Annotated in this window: 20 protein-coding genes and 1 tRNA gene; 8 read left to right on the plus strand and 13 right to left on the minus strand. The window is 39.0% G+C overall.

The window, feature by feature from the left end; translation table 11 throughout:
* The first annotated feature begins 127 nt into the window (after positions 1 to 127).
* Complete coding sequence (locus D8991_RS02985; protein ID WP_120488704.1) at positions 128 to 1060, plus strand: pseudouridine synthase; 933 nt, start codon at positions 128 to 130, stop codon at positions 1058 to 1060.
* 111 nt (positions 1061 to 1171) lie between these two features.
* A complete protein-coding gene (locus D8991_RS02990) occupies positions 1172 to 1837 on the plus strand; it encodes a head GIN domain-containing protein (protein WP_120488705.1) in 666 nt (221 codons plus the stop codon).
* A gap of 84 nt (positions 1838 to 1921) precedes the next feature.
* Here D8991_RS02990 and D8991_RS02995 read toward each other — a convergent pair whose 3' ends face one another.
* Together D8991_RS02995 and D8991_RS03000 are read right to left on the minus strand one after the other, a co-directional pair.
* The gene (locus D8991_RS02995; protein WP_120488706.1) at positions 1922 to 2998 is read right to left on the minus strand and encodes a 3-oxoacyl-ACP synthase III family protein; all 1077 of its coding nucleotides are present in this window, start codon (positions 2996 to 2998) and stop codon (positions 1922 to 1924) included.
* Positions 2999 to 3125: 127 nt separating this feature from the next.
* On the minus strand, positions 3126 to 3782 hold the full coding sequence (locus D8991_RS03000; protein ID WP_120488707.1) for a carbonic anhydrase: 657 nt from the start codon (positions 3780 to 3782) through the stop codon (positions 3126 to 3128).
* 311 nt (positions 3783 to 4093) lie between these two features.
* Between D8991_RS03000 and D8991_RS03005 the strand changes: the two genes are divergently transcribed.
* Positions 4094 to 4178, plus strand: a tRNA-Ser gene (locus D8991_RS03005).
* A gap of 193 nt (positions 4179 to 4371) precedes the next feature.
* Here D8991_RS03005 and pyrF read toward each other — a convergent pair.
* Both pyrF and D8991_RS03015 read right to left on the minus strand, forming a co-directional pair.
* Positions 4372 to 5730 carry an orotidine-5'-phosphate decarboxylase gene (pyrF, locus tag D8991_RS03010; RefSeq protein ID WP_120488708.1) on the minus strand — a complete coding sequence of 453 codons (1359 nt, stop codon included), beginning with the start codon at positions 5728 to 5730 and terminating at the stop codon, positions 4372 to 4374.
* Between the two features lie 38 nt (positions 5731 to 5768).
* The gene (locus D8991_RS03015) at positions 5769 to 6809 is read right to left on the minus strand and encodes an acyl-CoA reductase (protein WP_120488709.1); all 1041 of its coding nucleotides are present in this window, start codon (positions 6807 to 6809) and stop codon (positions 5769 to 5771) included.
* 68 nt (positions 6810 to 6877) lie between these two features.
* On the opposite strand from D8991_RS03015, the gene D8991_RS03020 reads away from it, so the two are divergent.
* From D8991_RS03020 to D8991_RS03035, 4 genes are all read left to right on the plus strand, one after another.
* The gene (locus D8991_RS03020) at positions 6878 to 7231 is read left to right on the plus strand and encodes a 4Fe-4S binding protein (RefSeq protein ID WP_120488710.1); all 354 of its coding nucleotides are present in this window, start codon (positions 6878 to 6880) and stop codon (positions 7229 to 7231) included.
* Between the two features lie 100 nt (positions 7232 to 7331).
* The gene (serC, locus tag D8991_RS03025; RefSeq protein ID WP_120488711.1) at positions 7332 to 8390 is read left to right on the plus strand and encodes a 3-phosphoserine/phosphohydroxythreonine transaminase; all 1059 of its coding nucleotides are present in this window, start codon (positions 7332 to 7334) and stop codon (positions 8388 to 8390) included.
* Between the two features lie 58 nt (positions 8391 to 8448).
* A complete protein-coding gene (locus D8991_RS03030) occupies positions 8449 to 9405 on the plus strand; it encodes a D-2-hydroxyacid dehydrogenase (RefSeq protein ID WP_120488712.1) in 957 nt (318 codons plus the stop codon).
* A gap of 6 nt (positions 9406 to 9411) precedes the next feature.
* On the plus strand, positions 9412 to 10656 hold the full coding sequence (locus D8991_RS03035; RefSeq protein ID WP_120488713.1) for a DUF1015 domain-containing protein: 1245 nt from the start codon (positions 9412 to 9414) through the stop codon (positions 10654 to 10656).
* Between the two features lie 151 nt (positions 10657 to 10807).
* Here the strand turns inward: D8991_RS03035 and frr are convergent, their stop codons facing one another.
* The 9 genes from frr to D8991_RS03080 all read right to left on the minus strand — a co-directional run bounded on the left by frr (position 10808) and on the right by D8991_RS03080 (position 17020).
* Positions 10808 to 11362, minus strand: coding sequence for a ribosome recycling factor (gene frr, locus D8991_RS03040; RefSeq protein ID WP_120488714.1), 555 nt, complete (start codon positions 11360 to 11362; stop codon positions 10808 to 10810).
* A 36-nt stretch (positions 11363 to 11398) separates the two neighbouring features.
* Positions 11399 to 12106 carry a UMP kinase gene (pyrH, locus tag D8991_RS03045; protein ID WP_120488715.1) on the minus strand — a complete coding sequence of 236 codons (708 nt, stop codon included), beginning with the start codon at positions 12104 to 12106 and terminating at the stop codon, positions 11399 to 11401.
* A 291-nt stretch (positions 12107 to 12397) separates the two neighbouring features.
* Positions 12398 to 12883: a hypothetical protein gene (locus D8991_RS03050; RefSeq protein ID WP_120488716.1), complete on the minus strand. Its 486-nt coding sequence runs from the start codon at positions 12881 to 12883 to the stop codon at positions 12398 to 12400.
* A 43-nt stretch (positions 12884 to 12926) separates the two neighbouring features.
* Entirely contained in the window at positions 12927 to 13952 is a 1026-nt protein-coding gene (locus D8991_RS03055) for an NAD(P)H-dependent glycerol-3-phosphate dehydrogenase (protein WP_120488717.1), read from the minus strand.
* Between the two features lie 38 nt (positions 13953 to 13990).
* The gene (locus D8991_RS03060; protein WP_120488718.1) at positions 13991 to 14506 is read right to left on the minus strand and encodes an RDD family protein; all 516 of its coding nucleotides are present in this window, start codon (positions 14504 to 14506) and stop codon (positions 13991 to 13993) included.
* Positions 14507 to 14518: 12 nt separating this feature from the next.
* Positions 14519 to 14941: a quinolinate synthase NadA gene (gene nadA / locus D8991_RS03065; protein WP_120488719.1), complete on the minus strand. Its 423-nt coding sequence runs from the start codon at positions 14939 to 14941 to the stop codon at positions 14519 to 14521.
* A gap of 12 nt (positions 14942 to 14953) precedes the next feature.
* Positions 14954 to 15508: a guanylate kinase gene (gene gmk / locus D8991_RS03070; RefSeq protein WP_120488720.1), complete on the minus strand. Its 555-nt coding sequence runs from the start codon at positions 15506 to 15508 to the stop codon at positions 14954 to 14956.
* Between the two features lie 11 nt (positions 15509 to 15519).
* Positions 15520 to 16377 carry a YicC/YloC family endoribonuclease gene (locus D8991_RS03075; RefSeq protein WP_120488721.1) on the minus strand — a complete coding sequence of 286 codons (858 nt, stop codon included), beginning with the start codon at positions 16375 to 16377 and terminating at the stop codon, positions 15520 to 15522.
* Between the two features lie 160 nt (positions 16378 to 16537).
* Positions 16538 to 17020, minus strand: a complete 483-nt coding sequence (locus D8991_RS03080) for a DUF302 domain-containing protein (protein ID WP_120488722.1) — start codon at positions 17018 to 17020, stop codon at positions 16538 to 16540.
* A 144-nt stretch (positions 17021 to 17164) separates the two neighbouring features.
* On the opposite strand from D8991_RS03080, the gene D8991_RS03085 reads away from it, so the two are divergent.
* The gene (locus D8991_RS03085; protein ID WP_120488723.1) at positions 17165 to 18208 is read left to right on the plus strand and encodes a hypothetical protein; all 1044 of its coding nucleotides are present in this window, start codon (positions 17165 to 17167) and stop codon (positions 18206 to 18208) included.
* Positions 18209 to 18223 lie beyond the last annotated feature (15 nt).

Consider the following 18223-nt stretch of genomic DNA (forward strand, 5'->3'; position numbering starts at 1 on the left):
TTTGCTAAAAAATCTATAGTTCTCAGTTGAGAGATTCATCTGCAGCATGGCAGTCAATTAGAAATAAAATGCCTCATCTGCTAAGGTGTGGAAACTTAATTGTATTTTTGCAGGAAATTTTCAAATTATGAATGGACGAGGTTCTGGAAAATCAGGGAGACCGAGATTAAACAAAGACGGAGATACAAGGGGCGGAAGGAAGCCTAACTCCTTTGATACCCGAAAAAAATACGAAAAAGGAGACTTAAAATTTAAGAAAAAACCTTTCAGTAGATTTAGTGATGACCCAGAGAAGGTAAAATCTTTTGTACAAAAAAGAAAGCTCGCAAAGATTGATAAAGACCTGCATAAGGATACCATCAGGCTGAATAAATACATCGCAAACTCTGGAATATGCAGTAGGAGAGAGGCAGATAAACTGATAGAGCAAGGCTTGGTAGAGGTAAATGGAGCGGTAGTAACCGAGATGGGATACCAAGTGCAGAAGAGCGATAGAGTGTATTTTGATGGGCAACCGATAACGCCAGAGAAGAGCGTATATGTATTGCTCAACAAGCCAAGAGGCTATATATCAACCACGAAAGATGAGAAAGCAAGGAAAACGGTGATGGATTTGGTGGCAAACGCCTCGCCTTATCGCCTCTTCCCCGTTGGGCGGCTGGACCGAAGCACAACGGGCGTTATCCTCCTCACCAATGATGGGCATATGACCAAGAAACTGACGCATCCGTCCTTTAATATTAAGAAGATTTATCATATCGTTTTAGACAGGAAGCTCTCGAGCGAGGATTTGCAGACCATCGCTAAGGGCGTACGATTGGAAGAAGGCGTTGCAGAGGTGGATCATATATCCTTCATAGAGGGTAAGCCGAGAAACGAGGTGGGGATAGAAATCCATATCGGTTGGAACCGCGTAGTGAGGCGAATTTTCCAGAAGATGGGCTATGAGGTAGAGTCGCTCGACAGGGTAATGTTTGCCGGGCTTACCAAGAAAAACATCAAGCGAGGGCATTGGAGAATCCTCACCGAATTAGAAGTAAATAACCTTAAAATGTTATAAAACGAGCTGCCGAGAGGCAGTTTTTTTCTTTTTCTAAGTTAAAAAATCCTTAAAACCCTCTGCTCGGAATATTTATTGATACGCACCATAGCATTTGAAAATAGAATGACAATGAAAAAATTATTTGCAGTATTATTAGGGCTTGTGAGCCTTTGGAGCTTTGCTCAGGACACCCGTATGGTAGGAGAGTTTTCATCATTAAAGGCGTATGACGGGATAAAGGTAGATTTGGTGAAATCCAGACAAGGGAAAGTAGAAATCTATGGAGATGATAACGGAGATGTGGAAGTGGTTAATAAAAACGGCGAACTGAAAATCCGAATGAAAACCCTAAAACTCCTGCAAGGAAGCAAAGTGAGAGTAAAGGTCTTCTACGATGATTTGAATGCTATTCAAGCGAGCCAAGGGGCAATTATCTTGTCAGATGATACCTTGAAGTCCGAAATGCTAAAACTTACCGCAAATGAAGGCTCAAAGATTGAGTTGAAAATTAATTCCAGTGTACTTGATGTAAAAGGCAATTCGGGAGGAACATTAAGCCTACAAGGAAAAGCAAATACCCAGAGCATTGTGGTAAATTCTGGTGCGGTGTTTAATGGCAAAAATATCGACGGGGATAATGTCTCTGTAACGGCAAATGCAGGTGGAGAAGCCTATGTATATGCCGAAAAATCGGTGAAAGCAACGACGAGGGCTGGTGGCACAATAGAAGTTTATGGTAACCCGAAGAACCGAGATACAAAGAAATTTGTAGGCGGGAGCATTAGCTTTAAATAAGCATTAAATAAAAAACCAAAAGAGCTACCGAAATACTTCGGTAGCCCTTTTTAATATATATGAAAAAATTTAAATTTCCTTTGTTTATTTTTTTGTGGGGAATCTATACACGATGGCATTGATATTCATACCCGCTCCCACAGAAGTAAGGACGATATTTGAGCCGTCTTTAAAACTATGCCCACTGAATTCACCTTTTATAATAAGGTCATACATCGTAGGGATACACGCAACGGATGTATTTCCGTATTCGTGAACGGTCATCGGGGTTAAATCATCAGAATACTCCTTTATATTATAGAGCTTATGAAGCCTTGAAATAATCGCGTGATCCATTTTAGCATTCGCTTGGTGGATGAGGATTTTATCAATATCGGTAAGGCTTAGACCCGCTTTATCAATCGTATCTTTAATTGCTACTGGAACATTTTTAAGGGCAAATTCATAGATTTTCCTGCCTTTCATTCGTACGAATCGTTGATTCTGGTCGGTATTAGGGTTCAGTGAGCAGCCATTTTTCAGGTAGTCTATTTCCTCTTCATTGAAGCATTGGGTATTATCGGCAATAATCCCTACGCCCTCCTCATCGGAAGCACTTACCACTACGGCGCCTGCTCCATCGGCAAAAATCATTTTATCTCTATCGTAAGGGTCTGTTGCACGGCTTAAAGTCTCCGAACCTACGACCAGTATATTCTTTGCTCTTCCGCTTTTTATTAAAACATTGGCTAATATCATCCCTTCTACCCAGCCTGGGCATCCGAAAATCATATCGTAATTTACACATTTTGGATTTCTAATGCCCAGCTTATGCTTTACCAATGCCGAAAGCGAAGGCATAAAACTCTGCTGATGATTCTCGTCTATATCTCCAAAATTGGTCGCACTGATGATGTAATCCAAAGATTCCTTGTCTATACCTGCATCTTGTATTGCCAGCTCCGATGCCTTTGCTGCGATATCTGAATTGAGCTGGTCAGAATCTACATAGCGCCTGTTGGCAATTTCTGTAATCTCAATGAATTTGCTTACAATTTCTTCATTAGTTTTCTCGATTTTCTGTCCATTCTCATCATAGAATTCAGATGAATAGAAATCTTTTCCGCTAATAATGTTTTGGGGAATATATCTTCCAGAACCTATAATAACCGTACTTGGCATAGAGTTTAAAAATTTTAAGACCACAAATGTAAGAATAAAATCTAATGATTAGAGTATAGATGGGCTATATTTTAAATATCATCAGGTGGATGGATAAGGTGATGAAATTATTTTCAGATATGGAGATTTAATGATATTTGAACCAATCTGTGCCTGTGAGGTTGTAAATTTTTTGAATGTCTTTTAAGATTTTTTCAAAGTTGATATCCAAATCTATGAGTTTTCCAGATTTTAAATCAAAGACCCAGCCGTGCACTATAGGATATTTATGTTCGAGGTAACTTTCCTGTACGCAAGCCATTTTAATGACATTGATGCATTGTTCCTGTACATTAAGCTCTACAAGTCGTCTGTATTTTTGCTTTTCAGTTGTGATGGCATCGAGCTCCTCCTGATGCAGTCTATATACATCTCGTATGGTTCTGAGCCAGGGGTTGAGTAGCCCGTAATCTTTTGCTGTCATAGCAGACTTTACTCCACCGCAGTTATAATGCCCACAGACAATAATATGTTTTACTTGAAGGTGTTCTACGGCATATTGAATTACAGCGGTAGAGCTCATATCGAGAGTATTTATTACATTCCCGATATTCCTGTGTACAAATACTTCTCCAGGTCCTAAGCCCATCAATTCTTCGGCTGTAACTCTACTATCTGAGCAACCGATGTACAGGAAATCCGGTTGTTGATTTTTATTGAGTTTTTTGAAAAAATCTTTATCCTCACTGAGCTTTTTTTCTACCCACTTTTTATTGTTCTCAAATATTGTTGCGTAGCTATCCATACCTCTATTTTAGTTGGGACAAATATGAGAAAAAATAAAATTAATATTAAATTTATAATAGTATTGTTCGTCGGATAAATGAAGTTGTACAATGAATATGATTTTCTTTTTTCTGATAATAGAGTATAATTATCAATTAAAAGTATCTTTCTTTCTGTTGATTTAATTAAAATAAACTTCTCTTGTGAAATTTAAGTTTATGATTATATGCGTGTTTATAAAAATACTGAACAAATTGAAAAAATAAACTTGCCAGATATACTAAAACCGATTACATTTGCACCACGAAAAACGGAAAACTAAGCGTTTCTGGAGAGATGGCAGAGTGGTCGATTGCGGCGGTCTTGAAAACCGTTGAGGGTAACACCTCCGGGGGTTCGAATCCCTCTCTCTCCGCTAAATAGTATAGTACCTCTTGAATTTCAAGAGGTTTCTTTTTTAAGAAAAGTAGTAAGATTAACAAAAGTTAACAAATATTTTTCAACAGTCCCCCTCGCCCTTGAGAGAGTAAAAAAGAATGTTCCCGCTTAAAAAAATAAAAACACTCATTTTGAGTGTTTTTTATTAGAATATAAAATTTCAGTAAGCTTTAAATACTTTTAAGATAGGCTTCCCAGCCTGCGATTTTGTATTCTAATGCGGCTTTTTCTGTATCAGGGGCTTTATAAATGCCTCGCCCCACGATGATGAAATCGGTGTGTAGGGAATTAAAAACATAATCGGGGGTGTTGTATTGCTGACCTTTACCATCGCCTTTTGCAGAGAGATTGACGCCAGGCGTGAAGAGGAGGAGGGATTTCCCGATCGATTTCTGAGAGACGCCACCGATTACATTGGGATGCGTTTCCGCTACTTTTAGCGCCTCTTGGAAGTAGTTGGAGTCGGTCAAACAGCCTTCGGAAGACATACTGAGGATGGCGACCACGCCAGAATTAAGGAAGTAATCCAGCGACCGATACCCACCGATAACCTGAGAAGTAATGAGGTCTGCCCACGAGGAGATTTTATATAGTCCGTACGAATACTGCATCTCTTGCGTACTCCCGATATCGGCAAATTTCCTGTCCTCCATTAGTAAGAAATTGTGTTTCTCGGCAAGGTCGCGGAGGGGGAGGATGGTTTTATCAAAATCAAAATCGGTAATGATGTCTATATGCGTCTTTAGGGCTGCGATATGCGGGCCTACTTTTTCGGCAAGGTTTAATAGCTCTGCAGTGGTGGTTACATCTGCCGAAGCGATGAGGTTGGTTTTCTTTTTAAGGGCTATTTCTAAGATTTTCCTTGCGCTTGGGTGGCTTGTGAGCTTTAATTTTTCTTCGTAGGGGAGTTTTCTCTCTTTCTCGAAATGGATTTTATTGCCCGCAAGGAAGTCGGTAATTCTTTTGATTTCTTCAGTATCGAGCATATTTTCGGTTCGAAGGATTTCGCAAACTTCCATTATATTAAATAAGGTATGTACGCGGAAGCCTTTGCTTTCGAGGAGCTCTTTACCGCCCTGCTGTCTATCGAGCACGACAACGATGTCGGATACTTTTAAGTCCTCCTGCTCTACTTCGGCTATGGTTTCTATGAGGGATTTCCCAGAGGTGATGACATCTTCTACTAACAGGCAGTTTTGCCCCTTTTTGAATATCCCCTCGATGAGTTTTTTCGTGCCGTAGGTTTTTGCTTCTTTCCTTTTTATGATGAGCGGGATGTAGCTTTCCAAAGACATTGCTGTAGCCATTGGAAGAGCCGCATAGGGTACGCCACAGATGAGGTCAAAATTATCCAAAGGGAGCATTTCCAAGAGATAATCAGCCAAGTGTTTTAGGATTTTTGGGTCTGATGCCAAAGGTCTTAAATCTACATAAAAGGGGCTTTCTATACCGCTTTTTAGCGTAAACCTGCCAAACTTGATAATGCCGAGTTTGTAGCATTCAAGGAAGAATTCGCGTTTTGTTTCCATTACTTTTTTAGATTTATTGTATTAAATTTTTTTATCGGTTAGATGGCTTCCAGAAACCTCATCGTATCTACATTATCGGCATAAGTGCTAAGGCTCGGCTTTTGTGCATTGCCCATATTTATGCTATTGGAAATCCCGAGCTGAGGCTGAGCCACTATACATTGGATATTTTCTTCGTTTTCTTTGATGAATTGATGGACTTCGCCAATCTGCTCATATCTGCTGAAATGAAGCACTGCAAGAGGGGAGAAGAGCTTTTCGTCCTCTTTTAGAAGAACGAAATTATTATCCCAGAACTTCTCTTGGTTGAGCAAATATATCGCTCGGTTATAGTCGTAATTATTCGCATACTTATGATGATGAATCACCTCTTGGAAATCCATAAAATTCTCAAACAGCCTCTCTAAACCGAAGTTTTTTGGAATGAAAAGTCGGGTTACATTTCTGCATCCTAAACCGAAATATCTAAAAATATCATTGGCAAGGGCTCTGATTTCTTCATCGGTCTCCTCACCAGAGAGTACAGCTACTGAGGTTCGATTTTTTCGGATAAGGCTCAGGCTGTTTTTGAAGTAATATTCCAAATATCTTGCGGTATTATTGCTCCCAGTAGCGATAACGGCATCGTAATCCGTTAGCTTTTCTACGATTTCAAAAGGAATGGGGAGCGGTTTAGAAAATTCATTCCACTTTTTCAGCAGGAAAGGAATCATTATTTTATCCTTAGATGAGGGTTTAATAACAGCAATATTCCCACTAAGAACAGTACAAATAACATCGTGAAAACCTACCAAAGGGATATTCCCAGCCAGTACAAGACCTATTTTTTTAGGCGTTTCAGAAAAGCGATAATCTTGTAGCCACTCGCTGAGGTTTTCCTCATTTAAAAGCGTTGCCCACTCATTGAGCGCATATTTTTGATTTTCTTCTGTAAACCAAGGATTGTCTATTTCAGATTTTCTAATAATACTGTTGAAATCAGAGAATTTTTCATTTTGTTGAAGAGGGTCATTAGCTAAAAAATCTTTTATATAATCGCCTAATTTAGAAAGTCCCGAAATATATAATTGTCGCTTCATCGCTGGATTTAGATTATCTGAATTTTACTAATTTTGCACAAAAATAATAAAATAAAAATATTAGCATTATGGCTATTAAGATAACAGATGATTGCATAAACTGTGGTGCCTGCGAGCCAGAATGCCCCAATAATGCAATATATGAAGGAGCAGTGGACTGGAAGGCATCTGATGGAACATCATTAAAAGGCGCAATCGTAATGCCCTCAGGTTTATCTATAGATGCAGATGAACCACAACCTCCCATAAGTGATGATTTTTACTTTATAGTAACCGATAAATGTACCGAGTGTATCGGCTTCCACGAAGAGCCTCAATGTGCTGCGGTATGCCCAGTAGATTGTTGCGTACCCGATGAGGATAATGTAGAAACAGAAGAGCAGCTCTTAGCTAAAAAAGCATTCCTACACGGGGAAGAATAAATATTTATGAATGCTCAAAGGAAATAATAAGAAAATATCTGAAAAGCATAAATCTCAATTAGGTTTATTGCTTTTTGTGTTTTAAATAATAATATAAATAATGAAAAAACATAATTTCAGTGCGGGTCCCAGTATTTTGCCACAGGAAGTTTTCCAAAAGGCTTCCGAAGCGGTGATTGATTTTAATGGTTCGGGGCTTTCCATTCTTGAAATCTCTCACAGAAGTAAAGATTTTGTAGCCGTAATAGAGGAAGCAAGAGCATTGGTAAAACAGCTGATGAATATAGGCGATGATTATGAAGTACTCTTCCTACAAGGCGGGGCAAGCCTTCAATTTGCAATGCTCCCATATAATTTGCTCAGCATAAACGGGAAAGCTAGCTATCTTGATACAGGAACTTGGGCATCAGGAGCGATAAAAGAAGCTAAAAAAGTAGGGAATGTAGAGGTAATAGCCTCTTCTAAGGATAAAAATTATACTTATATCCCTAAAAATTATACGATAGATTCTTCATCTGACTATTTTCACTGTACTTCTAATAATACAATTTATGGAACTCAGATGAAAGACTTTCCAGAGACCTCCGTACCGATAGTATGCGATATGAGCTCGGATATTTTTTCTCGTAAAGTAGATTTCTCAAAATTTGGACTTATCTATGCGGGTATGCAGAAAAATATTGGTCCAGCAGGTGCTACAATGGTTGTACTAAAAAAAGAACTTTTAGGGAAAACAGGAAGAGGAAATATTCCAACTTATTTTGACTACCAAGCACATATCAGTAAAGAATCTATGCTGAATACACCGCCTGTATTTTCTATCTATACCTCGCTTTTGAATCTTCAATGGTTGGTGAGAAATGGTGGAATAGAAGCGGCTGAGCAAAGAAATAGAGCAAAAGCTTATCTCCTTTATGAGGAAATTGATAGAAATCCACTATTTGAAGGCTTGTGCGAAAAGGAAGACCGCTCACTGATGAATGTTTCCTTTACCATTACAGATGAAACTAAGAAAGAAGCATTTGATAATGCTTGGAAAGAAGCAGGAATAAATGGTCTCAATGGGCACAGAAGTGTTGGTGGGTACAGAGCAAGCCTCTACAATGCCCTGCCAATAGAAAGCGTACAGGTGTTGGTTGATGTAATGAAGTCTTTTTAGATAATAGATTTAATTAAATTCAAAATCTGAAATCTAAAGATTAAATTTTTTTAAGATAATGAAAGTTTTAGCAAACGACGGTATTTCGGAAGAAGGTAAAAATATTTTGCAAAATGCAGGGATAGAGCTGGTAGAAACAAGAGTTTCCCAAGAGCATTTAGCCCATTTTATAAATGAAAATAAGATAGATGTCTTACTGGTAAGAAGCGCTACCAAAGTGAGAAAAGAGCTTATAGATGCTTGCCCACAGTTAAAAATAATAGGTAGAGGCGGCGTAGGTATGGACAATATAGATGTAGATTATGCCAGAGCAAAAGGCATAACAGTAATCAATACCCCGAAGGCGTCTTCTCGTTCTGTTGCAGAGCTGGTTTTTGCGCACTTCTTTTCCCTCGCTCGTTTTTTGCACGAGTCTAACAGGATTATGCCTCTTGAGGGAGATACACAGTTTAATATCCTCAAAAAATCCTATGCAGGAGCTGTAGAATTACAAGGTAAAACATTAGGTATTATCGGTTTTGGAAATATCGGTAAAGAGGTAGCAAAGATAGCCATAGCTCTTGGTATGAAGATAAAAGCCGTAACTTCTAAACCCACTCCTGAGGTCATTAGCCTTAACTTTTTTGATGGTCAGAAAGTAGATTTTACTATTCATCCAACCGATAACCTTGATGACCTCCTTCCAGAGGCAGATTTCATCACGATTAATACTCCGAAAACAGAGGGCTATATTATAGATGAGCCAGAGCTTGAGAAGATGAAAGACGGTGTATTCATTGTAAATACAGCGAGAGGAGGGGTAATTAATGAAGCCCTGTTATTAGATTTTATAGATGAAGGTAAAGTTGCAGGAGCGGCATTAGATGTTTATGAAAATGAGCCTTCACCAGAGCTTAATCTATTGATGAACCCAGCGCTTTCACTCTCTCCACATTTGGGCGGAAGCACCATAGATGCACAAAAGAAAATAGGGATAGAATTAGCAGAGCAGATTGTAAAATTAAAGCAGAAATAATAAGAGATGCCTACATTTAAACCTTTTCGCGGGATTAGACCGGATGCAGACTATGTAGAGAAGTTTCCTACGAGACCGTTAGACAGCTTTACGCCGGATGAGATTAATAGAAAAATTCAAGAGCAGGACACTTATGTGCAGATGGTAAAGCCATTTATTGCGAGTAAATCCAAAGATGTAGATCGTAATCTTAGGAAGATTAGAAACTCATTTGAAGAGCTTGTTGCCGAGAAAAAATTAGTACAAGACGATGCTTGCTACTATCTTTACCAACAAACAATGCCAGATAAAACCGTGTATAGAGGTTTGCTCGGCTTAGTGAGTGTAGAGGATTTCAAAAATGGAAAAATTAAAAAGCACGAAGCGACCATAAAAGCACGAAAGGAGAGGCTCACCCACTACCTTGAAAAAGTCTGTATGCAGGCAGAGCCTGTACTCCTCACCTATAAAACCAATACCAAAGTGGAGCTCTTTATGGATAAGGAGGAGAAGACCATTCCGATTATCAACTTTGTTTCCGAACAGGGAACGAGGCATAAAATCTGGAAGATAGACAATCGCCTCAAAATGCAGCAGATTAAAGAAGTCCTCGAGCAGATTGATTCCTTTTATATAGGTGATGGGCACCATAGAATAGGCTCCGCAGCAATGAATGCTGACAAGCTCAATGCAAAATGCAAAAGACCTCTCGGAACAGAGCCTCATAACTTCGTATACAGCTATATCGTTTCAAAAGAGTCCATAAGAATTCACGATTACAATCGTCTCCTCAAATCATTAAATGGACTTTCACCAGAAGATTTCCTAAAAAAGTTAGAGACTTCATTCTCCATCCACGAGAAAGGAGATACACCTTACTTCCCGTCTCAAAAGTTTCATTTGAGCCTTTATTTAGACGGTAAGTTTTACAGCCTCCATGTAAAGCACGATTTAAGAAAAGCCCATAAAGACGCGAATGACTTAGACCATTTCTTCCTCGAGAAGTATATTTTTAATGATATTTTAGGAATTGAAATAGAATCCGAAAGCGATAATATAGACTACCTAAAAGGGAATTCTACTATAGAGGGCATTATCTCACTCAAAGAAAAAGTAGATTCAGGAGATTATGTAGCGGCATTCGGAGTCTATCCTATCAGTTTTAATGACCTTGTAAAGATTTCCGATAAGGATATTAAAATGCCTCCCAAATGTACCCTCATAGAGCCTAAACTAATGACAGCCCTCGTAATGTATGATATGAAGGCATAAGCAGGCATAAGATCTTGTGGGGAGAGTTATGAGAATAAAGTAGATTTTTTGTCCTTTTTCCAAAAATGGTTTCGGGCGCCCCGCAGGGGCGCCCGAAACCATTTTATCATTCTTATACTTTCTTAATGAAACCTATTAGCTTTAAGGAGCTTTAGATTTTCATTATTTCTGCCTCTTTAGTTTTGAGGACTTCATCTGCTTTTTTCACGAAGCTGTCGGTAAGTTCTTGTATACTACTTTCGGTATCTTTTATGATGTCTTCGGATACGCCGTCGAGCTTTTTCAGTTCTTTCATTCCGTCCTGTCTGGCGTTTCGTATGGTTACTTTGGTTTGTTCGGTTTCGGCTTTTGCTTGTTTTGCGAGTTCTTTTCTTCTTTCCTCTGTAAGTGGGGGTACATTCAGGATGATGTTCTCTCCGTTGTTTGAAGGTGCAAAGCCTAAGTTGGACACAATGATTGCTTTCTCAATAGCTCCGATGGCTGTTTTATCCCAAGGTTGTATGGAGATAGTCATTGCATCGGGTATGGATACATTAGCTACTTGGTTCAGAGGGGTAGGGGCACCGTAGTATTCTACCATTACATCTTGTACCATAGCTGTGGAAGCTCTCCCTGCGCGTATTTTCTGGAATGCGTGGTCCAGGTGCTTCATTGCGGCTTGCATTTCTTGTTTTACAGTCTCTACTATTAAATTTAATTCTTCCATTCTTTATGAAATAATAAAGTTGATATATTTTTTTTATTACGAATTCACTAATGTCCCTATATTTTCGCCTTGCACGAGTTTTAGGAGGTTATTTTCTTTGTTCATATCAAAGACGATGATGGGGAGTTTATTCTCGTGGCTCAGGGTGAATGCCGTCATATCCATCACTTTTAGGTCTTTTTCAAAAACTTCCTCAAAGGTCAGCGCATTAAATTTCACTGCATTTGAGTTTTTCTCTGGGTCGCTGTCGTAGATACCATCTACTCTTGTTCCTTTGAGGATGACATCGGCGCCGATTTCTATTGCGCGGAGGGTCGCTGCCGTATCGGTCGTGAAGTATGGATTGCCTGTGCCTGCCCCGAAAATCACTACTCTTCCTTTCTCCAAATGTCTCACCGCTCTTCTCTTGATAAAAGGTTCAGCTACTTTATCCATTTCTATGGCAGATTGCAGTCGGGTCTTTATCCCTGCATCTTCTAATGCTCCTTGTAGCGCCATACCATTAATCACCGTTGCCAGCATCCCCATATAATCGCCCTGCACTCTATCCATTCCTTTTGCTGCTCCTGCCAGCCCTCGGAAGATGTTTCCTCCGCCAATCACAATGGCTACTTCACAGCCCAAATCGGTTACTTTTTTTATCTCTTCGGCGTATTCTTTCAGCCTGTCGTTGTCTATTCCGTATTGTCTGTTGCCCATTAGGGCTTCGCCACTTAGTTTGAGGAGGATTCTGCTGTATTTCATTTTTGGAATGATTTATTTGCTTGCAAATATAATGAAATATAGAAAACTACCTGTTGTTCTTTCTTTAAAAACCTTAGAAAGTCCTTTGTTTTCTTTTTGTTTTTTGAGCCAAAATCTCTTTTTCTATCTCTCTCTTTTTGATAAATTAATAAGATATATAGTGATACTTTTTCTACTTTTAGTATAAAAAAGGGAAATATTCTTTAAATATTAAGCCCAGCAATTTTGCTGAGCTTAATGACAACTTAACAACCTTTACTTCCTTTTTATAAAACAGAGAAGCAATTTTTTCTATCTTCTGCCTTGCTTAGAGGCAGGGATGTTTACTATACCACAGCCATCTACGAACCATTTCCCTTGAATATTCTTCATTTTGATGAGGACTTTGTAATCGCCCCAGTCTTCACCTTTGGGGTTTACGGCAACATAATTCGTTTTTTTATCATACGAAACCAGCTTGTAACCCCCGTCTGGACAGTCTTGGGCATCGAGAATGGGGTCAGCATCAAGGTCACGCGCGGTGAGCTTCTTATACGCCACTTTAAACTCCTTAGTTACCAACTTATTTTTATTAACCCACGCACCTACATTAGTTGTAGAGTTCAATGCTTTGATGTAGGAGTTGATAAACTTCAGCGCTACCGAAGAGGCGGTATCTTGCTGTTCGGGGCTCATTAAAGAGACATCTACCCTTTCAGAAACGGGTAGAGGGCGAGCAGAAATTGAGCTGCTTAATACTGAAAACACGAGGACTGAGGAAAAAATAAATCTGTTCATTACGATATAATTTTAATGTTATGAGCTTCAAATTTAGTTTTTTTTAATTCAGAACTAAGGTTAGCTTTTCAAATTCTTTTTCGGGGTTTTTGTTTTCGTAGAGGATTTTATAAATCGTATCAATCATCGGAGTGTGGAGATTCTTCTCGCGGGCGGTGTTATAGATAGATTGTGCGGCGTAGTAGCCTTCGGCAATCATATTCATAGACTGTATGGCGGACTTCACCGTATAGCCCTTCCCGATGAGATTCCCCAAGCTGCGGTTCCTCGAAAAGAGGGAATATGCCGTTACGAGCAAGTCTCCTAAATATGCACTTTCATTTACATCTCTCGGCGCTTCGTATATCCCTTCAAGGAAGGTTTCCATCTCTCGAATGGCATTGCTCACGAAGACTGCCGTGAAGTTGTCACCATAGCCCAATCCACTCGCAATCCCCGCCCCGATAGCATAGATATTCTTGAGGATGGCGCTGTATTCATTCCCGAGAATATCGCTACTGCTATGCACATTGATGAAATTAGATGAGAATAATCGGATGAGCTTCGCTTTTACCTCTTCATCGGCAGCGGCAATGGTAAGATAGGAGAGGCGCTCCATCGCTACCTCTTCGGCGTGGCAAGGTCCAGCAATGACGCCTTGGCACTTAAACCCAATGCTGAATTCATTTCTAAGGTAGTGTGCCACTACATCATTTACTTTCGGTACGATACCCTTGATGGCAGAGACGAAAACCTTTCCTTTATAATCGCAGGAAAGTCCGTCCATAGCGTCTGAAAGATAGATAGACGGCGTAGCGAGAACGATGATATCACAAGCCGAAACCACTTCATTAATATCGGTTGTGAGCTGAAGGTTCTCCAAGTTGAAATTAACCGCCGTGAGGTAGCTTGGGTTATGCCCTCTGCGCTCGATAGCACCTTTTACATATTCATTTCTCACACACCAGTGCACGAGTTTGGAATTCTGCACCAGCATCTTCACAATAGCCGTAGCGAAGCTACCACTCCCCACCACACCCACCGAGGGGAGCGCTTCCTGAGTACCGTAATTTATATTTTCATTAGCCATAAGGCAAAAGTTTTTAATTATAAAATAATTACTAAAAATTAAGAATCTAATTCTTCCGCTCTATTTCCTACACTCATCATCTCTGATTCCATTCTAAAATCTTCATTATATTTTTTTAGATTTACTACTCTGGTTTCAGACCACGAGTCGTGCCATCCATTTTCAGTAAAAAAGGAAATACCATCAAAAGGAATTAGGCGTATGAAATTTCGGATTAAAAAATCCCTCATTGTAGGAGTAGTACCATCAATAGAAATTGCCTTAGTACCTGTAATAAACTTACCTATACTTCTCCCTTTGGTAAAGTATTCTATGGCGAACAGGTAGATTACATAGGCAATCGTTGTAATAATTCTGTCCAAGAATGTGTTTTCTCCTAACCTTTCAAGGACATCTAATGGTTTGGTTATTCCTATATCAGCAAGGAATCCTAAGATGAGTCCGATAATAATGAATCCTAAGATGATTACAAGATAATCTATTATATAATTCAGAAAGCGGATTCCTCTGCTTGCCCTGTTGATATCAACTACGCGTAAGTATTTTTTAGACATATCTATATTTTTTTAATCATTGAGTACTTTTTCTATTCGGGTTAGAAGTGCATCGTCTGCGATTACTTCTGGAAGTTCATATTTTAAGGATAAATACAGCTTTTCTAAATCGGGTTCGAAGAAGATGATTTTCCGCTCTGGGGAGAGGGCTTTTGCCAGCTCAGCAGTGGTTTTACTCGTGCAGAAAGCTATTGTGTGGAGTTTATTTTCATTGGCTTTTTGGAGGAGGCGAATGGAGCTCCCCATAGCATCAGCCACTGATTTGATTTCAGTACTCATATTTTGATGGGCAAAGACTAAAATCCCTTTTTCTTCTTTTAGTTTTTGAATGGACTGCAACAGATGCTCTCCTGAGGGGATTTGTAAATCTCCGAAGCGCATAAAGTCAAACACAGGCAGGTTTTCTTTTTCTTTTTTTTGAGTTTGAATACCCATTGTTTTTAGGTTTTAGATGAATGATTGTATTAAACTTTCTACTTCTTTTTTAGCATCGGAGAGGTTGTCATTGGTTACGATTTTATCAAACAGATGCTGATAAGAAAGTTCCTCTTCGGCTTTGGAAATTCGGGTTCTGATGGTCGTTTCGTCATCGGTACCGCGAGAGATAAGTCTGCGCTCGAGCTCCTCAACAGACGGTGGCTTGATGAAAATAGAAAGCGCCTGTGCCCCGAAATACTTTTTGAGTGCTATGCCTCCTTTTACATCTACATCGAAGATGACGACTTTGTTTTCATCCCAAATTCTCTGTACTTCATCCTTCAAAGTGCCGTAGAATTTATCGGTATATACTTCTTCATATTCCACGAAAGCCCCTTCGGCAATTTTTGATTTAAATTCTTCAGGGCTTAAAAAATAATAATCCTTCCCGTGAGTTTCCTCTCCTCGTGGGCTTCTCGTAGTGCAGGAGATGGAAAAAGCGAGGCGAGGGAAAACTTCGAGGGCGTGCTTTACGAGTGTAGTTTTACCACTTCCTGAGGGTGCCGAAAATATAATGACTTTCATTCTTACACTTTTTAAAGTATGTTGAGCGTTTGCTCTTTGATTTTTTCAAGGTCGTCTTTCATTGCGACAACGAGCTTTTGTATATCTGCTTGGTTTGCTTTTGAGCCGAGAGTATTGATTTCCCTGCCGATTTCCTGAGAGATAAACCCGAGCTTTTTCCCTGATAAATCTTCTCCTTTCATCACTTCGCGGAAGTAGCTTAAGTGCTGGGCAAGTCGCACTTTCTCCTCCGAGATGTCCAGTTTTTCGGTATAATATGCCAGCTCTTGGTAGAACCTCGTCTCATCTATATTTTCAAATTCAGAGAGGGTTCGCTGGTATCTTTCACGAATGTTAATGATTCTTTGCTCCTCGAAAGGCTGGACCTTTTTTAGATTTTCACCTATGTTCTCAAGGCATTTGGAGAGGTCTTCTTCCAGTACTTTTCCTTCGGTCTTTCTGAAGTCTGTGAATTTTTCCAGTGCTTCGCGGAAAAGCCCTGTGAGGAAGTTCCATTCCTCTTCTCTTAGTTCATCGGGTTTAGAAGAGATGGCTTCAGGCATTCGTACGGCCATTTTAAGGTATTCAAACTCGGGTCCGTCGCTTGCACAGTCTTTCAACTCCTCCATATAGGAAGCGATGAGCTCTTTATTTATCTTTACATCATTGCATGCATCCAGCGTATCACAGTTGATAAAGCAATCTACCTTGCCTCGGATAATTCCATCATTAAGGATTTTTCTCAGGTCAAATTCCTTTTCCTTATACCTCACGGGTACTCTTATATTCAGGTCAAAGGACTTAGAGTTGAGCGATTTCACCTCTACGCTGATTTTCTTCCCTTCAAAAACACCTTCGCTTCTTCCGAAGCCTGTCATAGATAAAATCATATTGTCTAAAAAAATTGGGGCAAAAATATAAAATAATTATTTCTATTTACGGTATGAGAGGCGCACCTTTGCAAGTAGATGTTTAGCCATAGTGTAGGATGCTTATTTAATATTAAGGTTATGCTCTTTATTTTACTATTAAATTGACAAGTAATACTATTTATTTAATTCTACCCTGTAAATTCGGTTCTATTTTGGAAAAATAAGCACTTAAAAGTTTCTCAATATTTGTGTCTATGGTTTTTAACCTCACCTTTGAATTGTGTAGGTAATATGCTTCTGCCAGAGGGGAAACCCGCTGATAAATGAGCCTTACCTCACCGCTGCTTTCTGCTACTAAAATCCTGAGAGGGAGCTCTATCGCAGCATAAATATCTTCCTGCATTATTGGAGTACCTGCTTTGGGATTACCCACAATAAAAACTGTAGCAGGTTTTAGCTCCATACCCACTTCTTTTGCTGCTTGGGAGTGGTCTATCTCTGCAAAAATCTTTATCTCTTTTTCTTTCAGAATTTGCCTTAATTGGTTTAGGGTTTCACTGAAATTTGACTGACTTCTAAAAACAAGGTCTGTACCTGTCTTCGATTGAGAAAAAAGCATCTGAAAGAGGATGATTCCCATTATCATAAAAATATTTTTCATTTTATTATTCGTTTATTTTTACTGTCAAAAATATAAAAACTTCAACAATCCTTTGATAAGCCAAATACAATAGCTTTATACAATTGCCTATTCCCTTTTTTTAATGAAATTTGCAATCGCTTCATTTGTAAAAAAGAATCAGGTATGAAAAAGCCTAAAATCGCTTATATAGAAATAGATACTCACCCTGAAATCGTACAGAATTTTATGGAGCTTACCCTGCTCTCTCGAGATTTTGAAATCGATTTCTACCTATCTGAAAAGATTTTGAAGCAGATTAATCCCATTCAACAGAATATTTTTGTAGTCTCCCCAGAAAATCTATTATCAGAGCTCGAAAAGCAAAATTATAACCTTATAATTATAGGGACAGCGCACAGATACTTTCATATCTTTAAAAAAATTATAAAAAAACAGAGTGCAACCATTATAGTTCATAATATCAACTTTTCAAAATCTTCAAAGCTCAGTCTCTTTAAAAATATCTTTAAAGAAGAGGTGGTTTTCAGACTTAAACTCCTACTAAAAGAGGGATTGCTTTCTGCTCCCAATCTTTATAAAAATGTGAGCAAAACCTTTGTTTTAGGCAAATCTCTGGCAACTGAAGGGCGGATATTTCTCCCTGTTTTCTACTCGGAAAAATTAAGCGGAAAACCAAAAACCACTGGAAAAATAAGAATTGTAATTCCAGGTGCTGTCTCCCAAAAGCGGAGAGATTATCTGCATATTTTGAAGAGGATAAAAACTTTTAAACTCAATGCTGAAATTATTTTCTGTGGAAAAGCCAGCAGCGCCGAGCACTCTTGGCTAAAAGAAGCTCAAAAACACTTGCCTGCCAATCTCAAAATAAAATTTTTCAGTACAAAACTTAGCCGAGAAACCTTTGACCAAATAATGGCCTCTGCTGATGTTCTCTGGTGCCCGATACAAGAAAAAACCACCTTTATGAGCGTTGAAGAGACTTACGGCAAAACCAAAATCAGTGGAAACACAGGCGATGCCATCAGATATCAGAAGCCCGCAATATTCCCAAAAGGATACGAATCTCCGCTTCCATTTATTTTTGAGGAAAAAGAGGATATTGAAACTCAAATTTTAGAAATCATTAATACTCCCCTCGATTTTAATGATTATTCGCAAGAGAAAGTCGCCTCTGCATTGGCTGCCTTGTTGAAGAATTCATTTTAATATCCTACATTTGCA

The organism is Bergeyella cardium, from assembly GCF_003614945.1.
Classification (GTDB): Bacteria; Bacteroidota; Bacteroidia; order Flavobacteriales; family Weeksellaceae; genus Bergeyella_A; species Bergeyella_A cardium.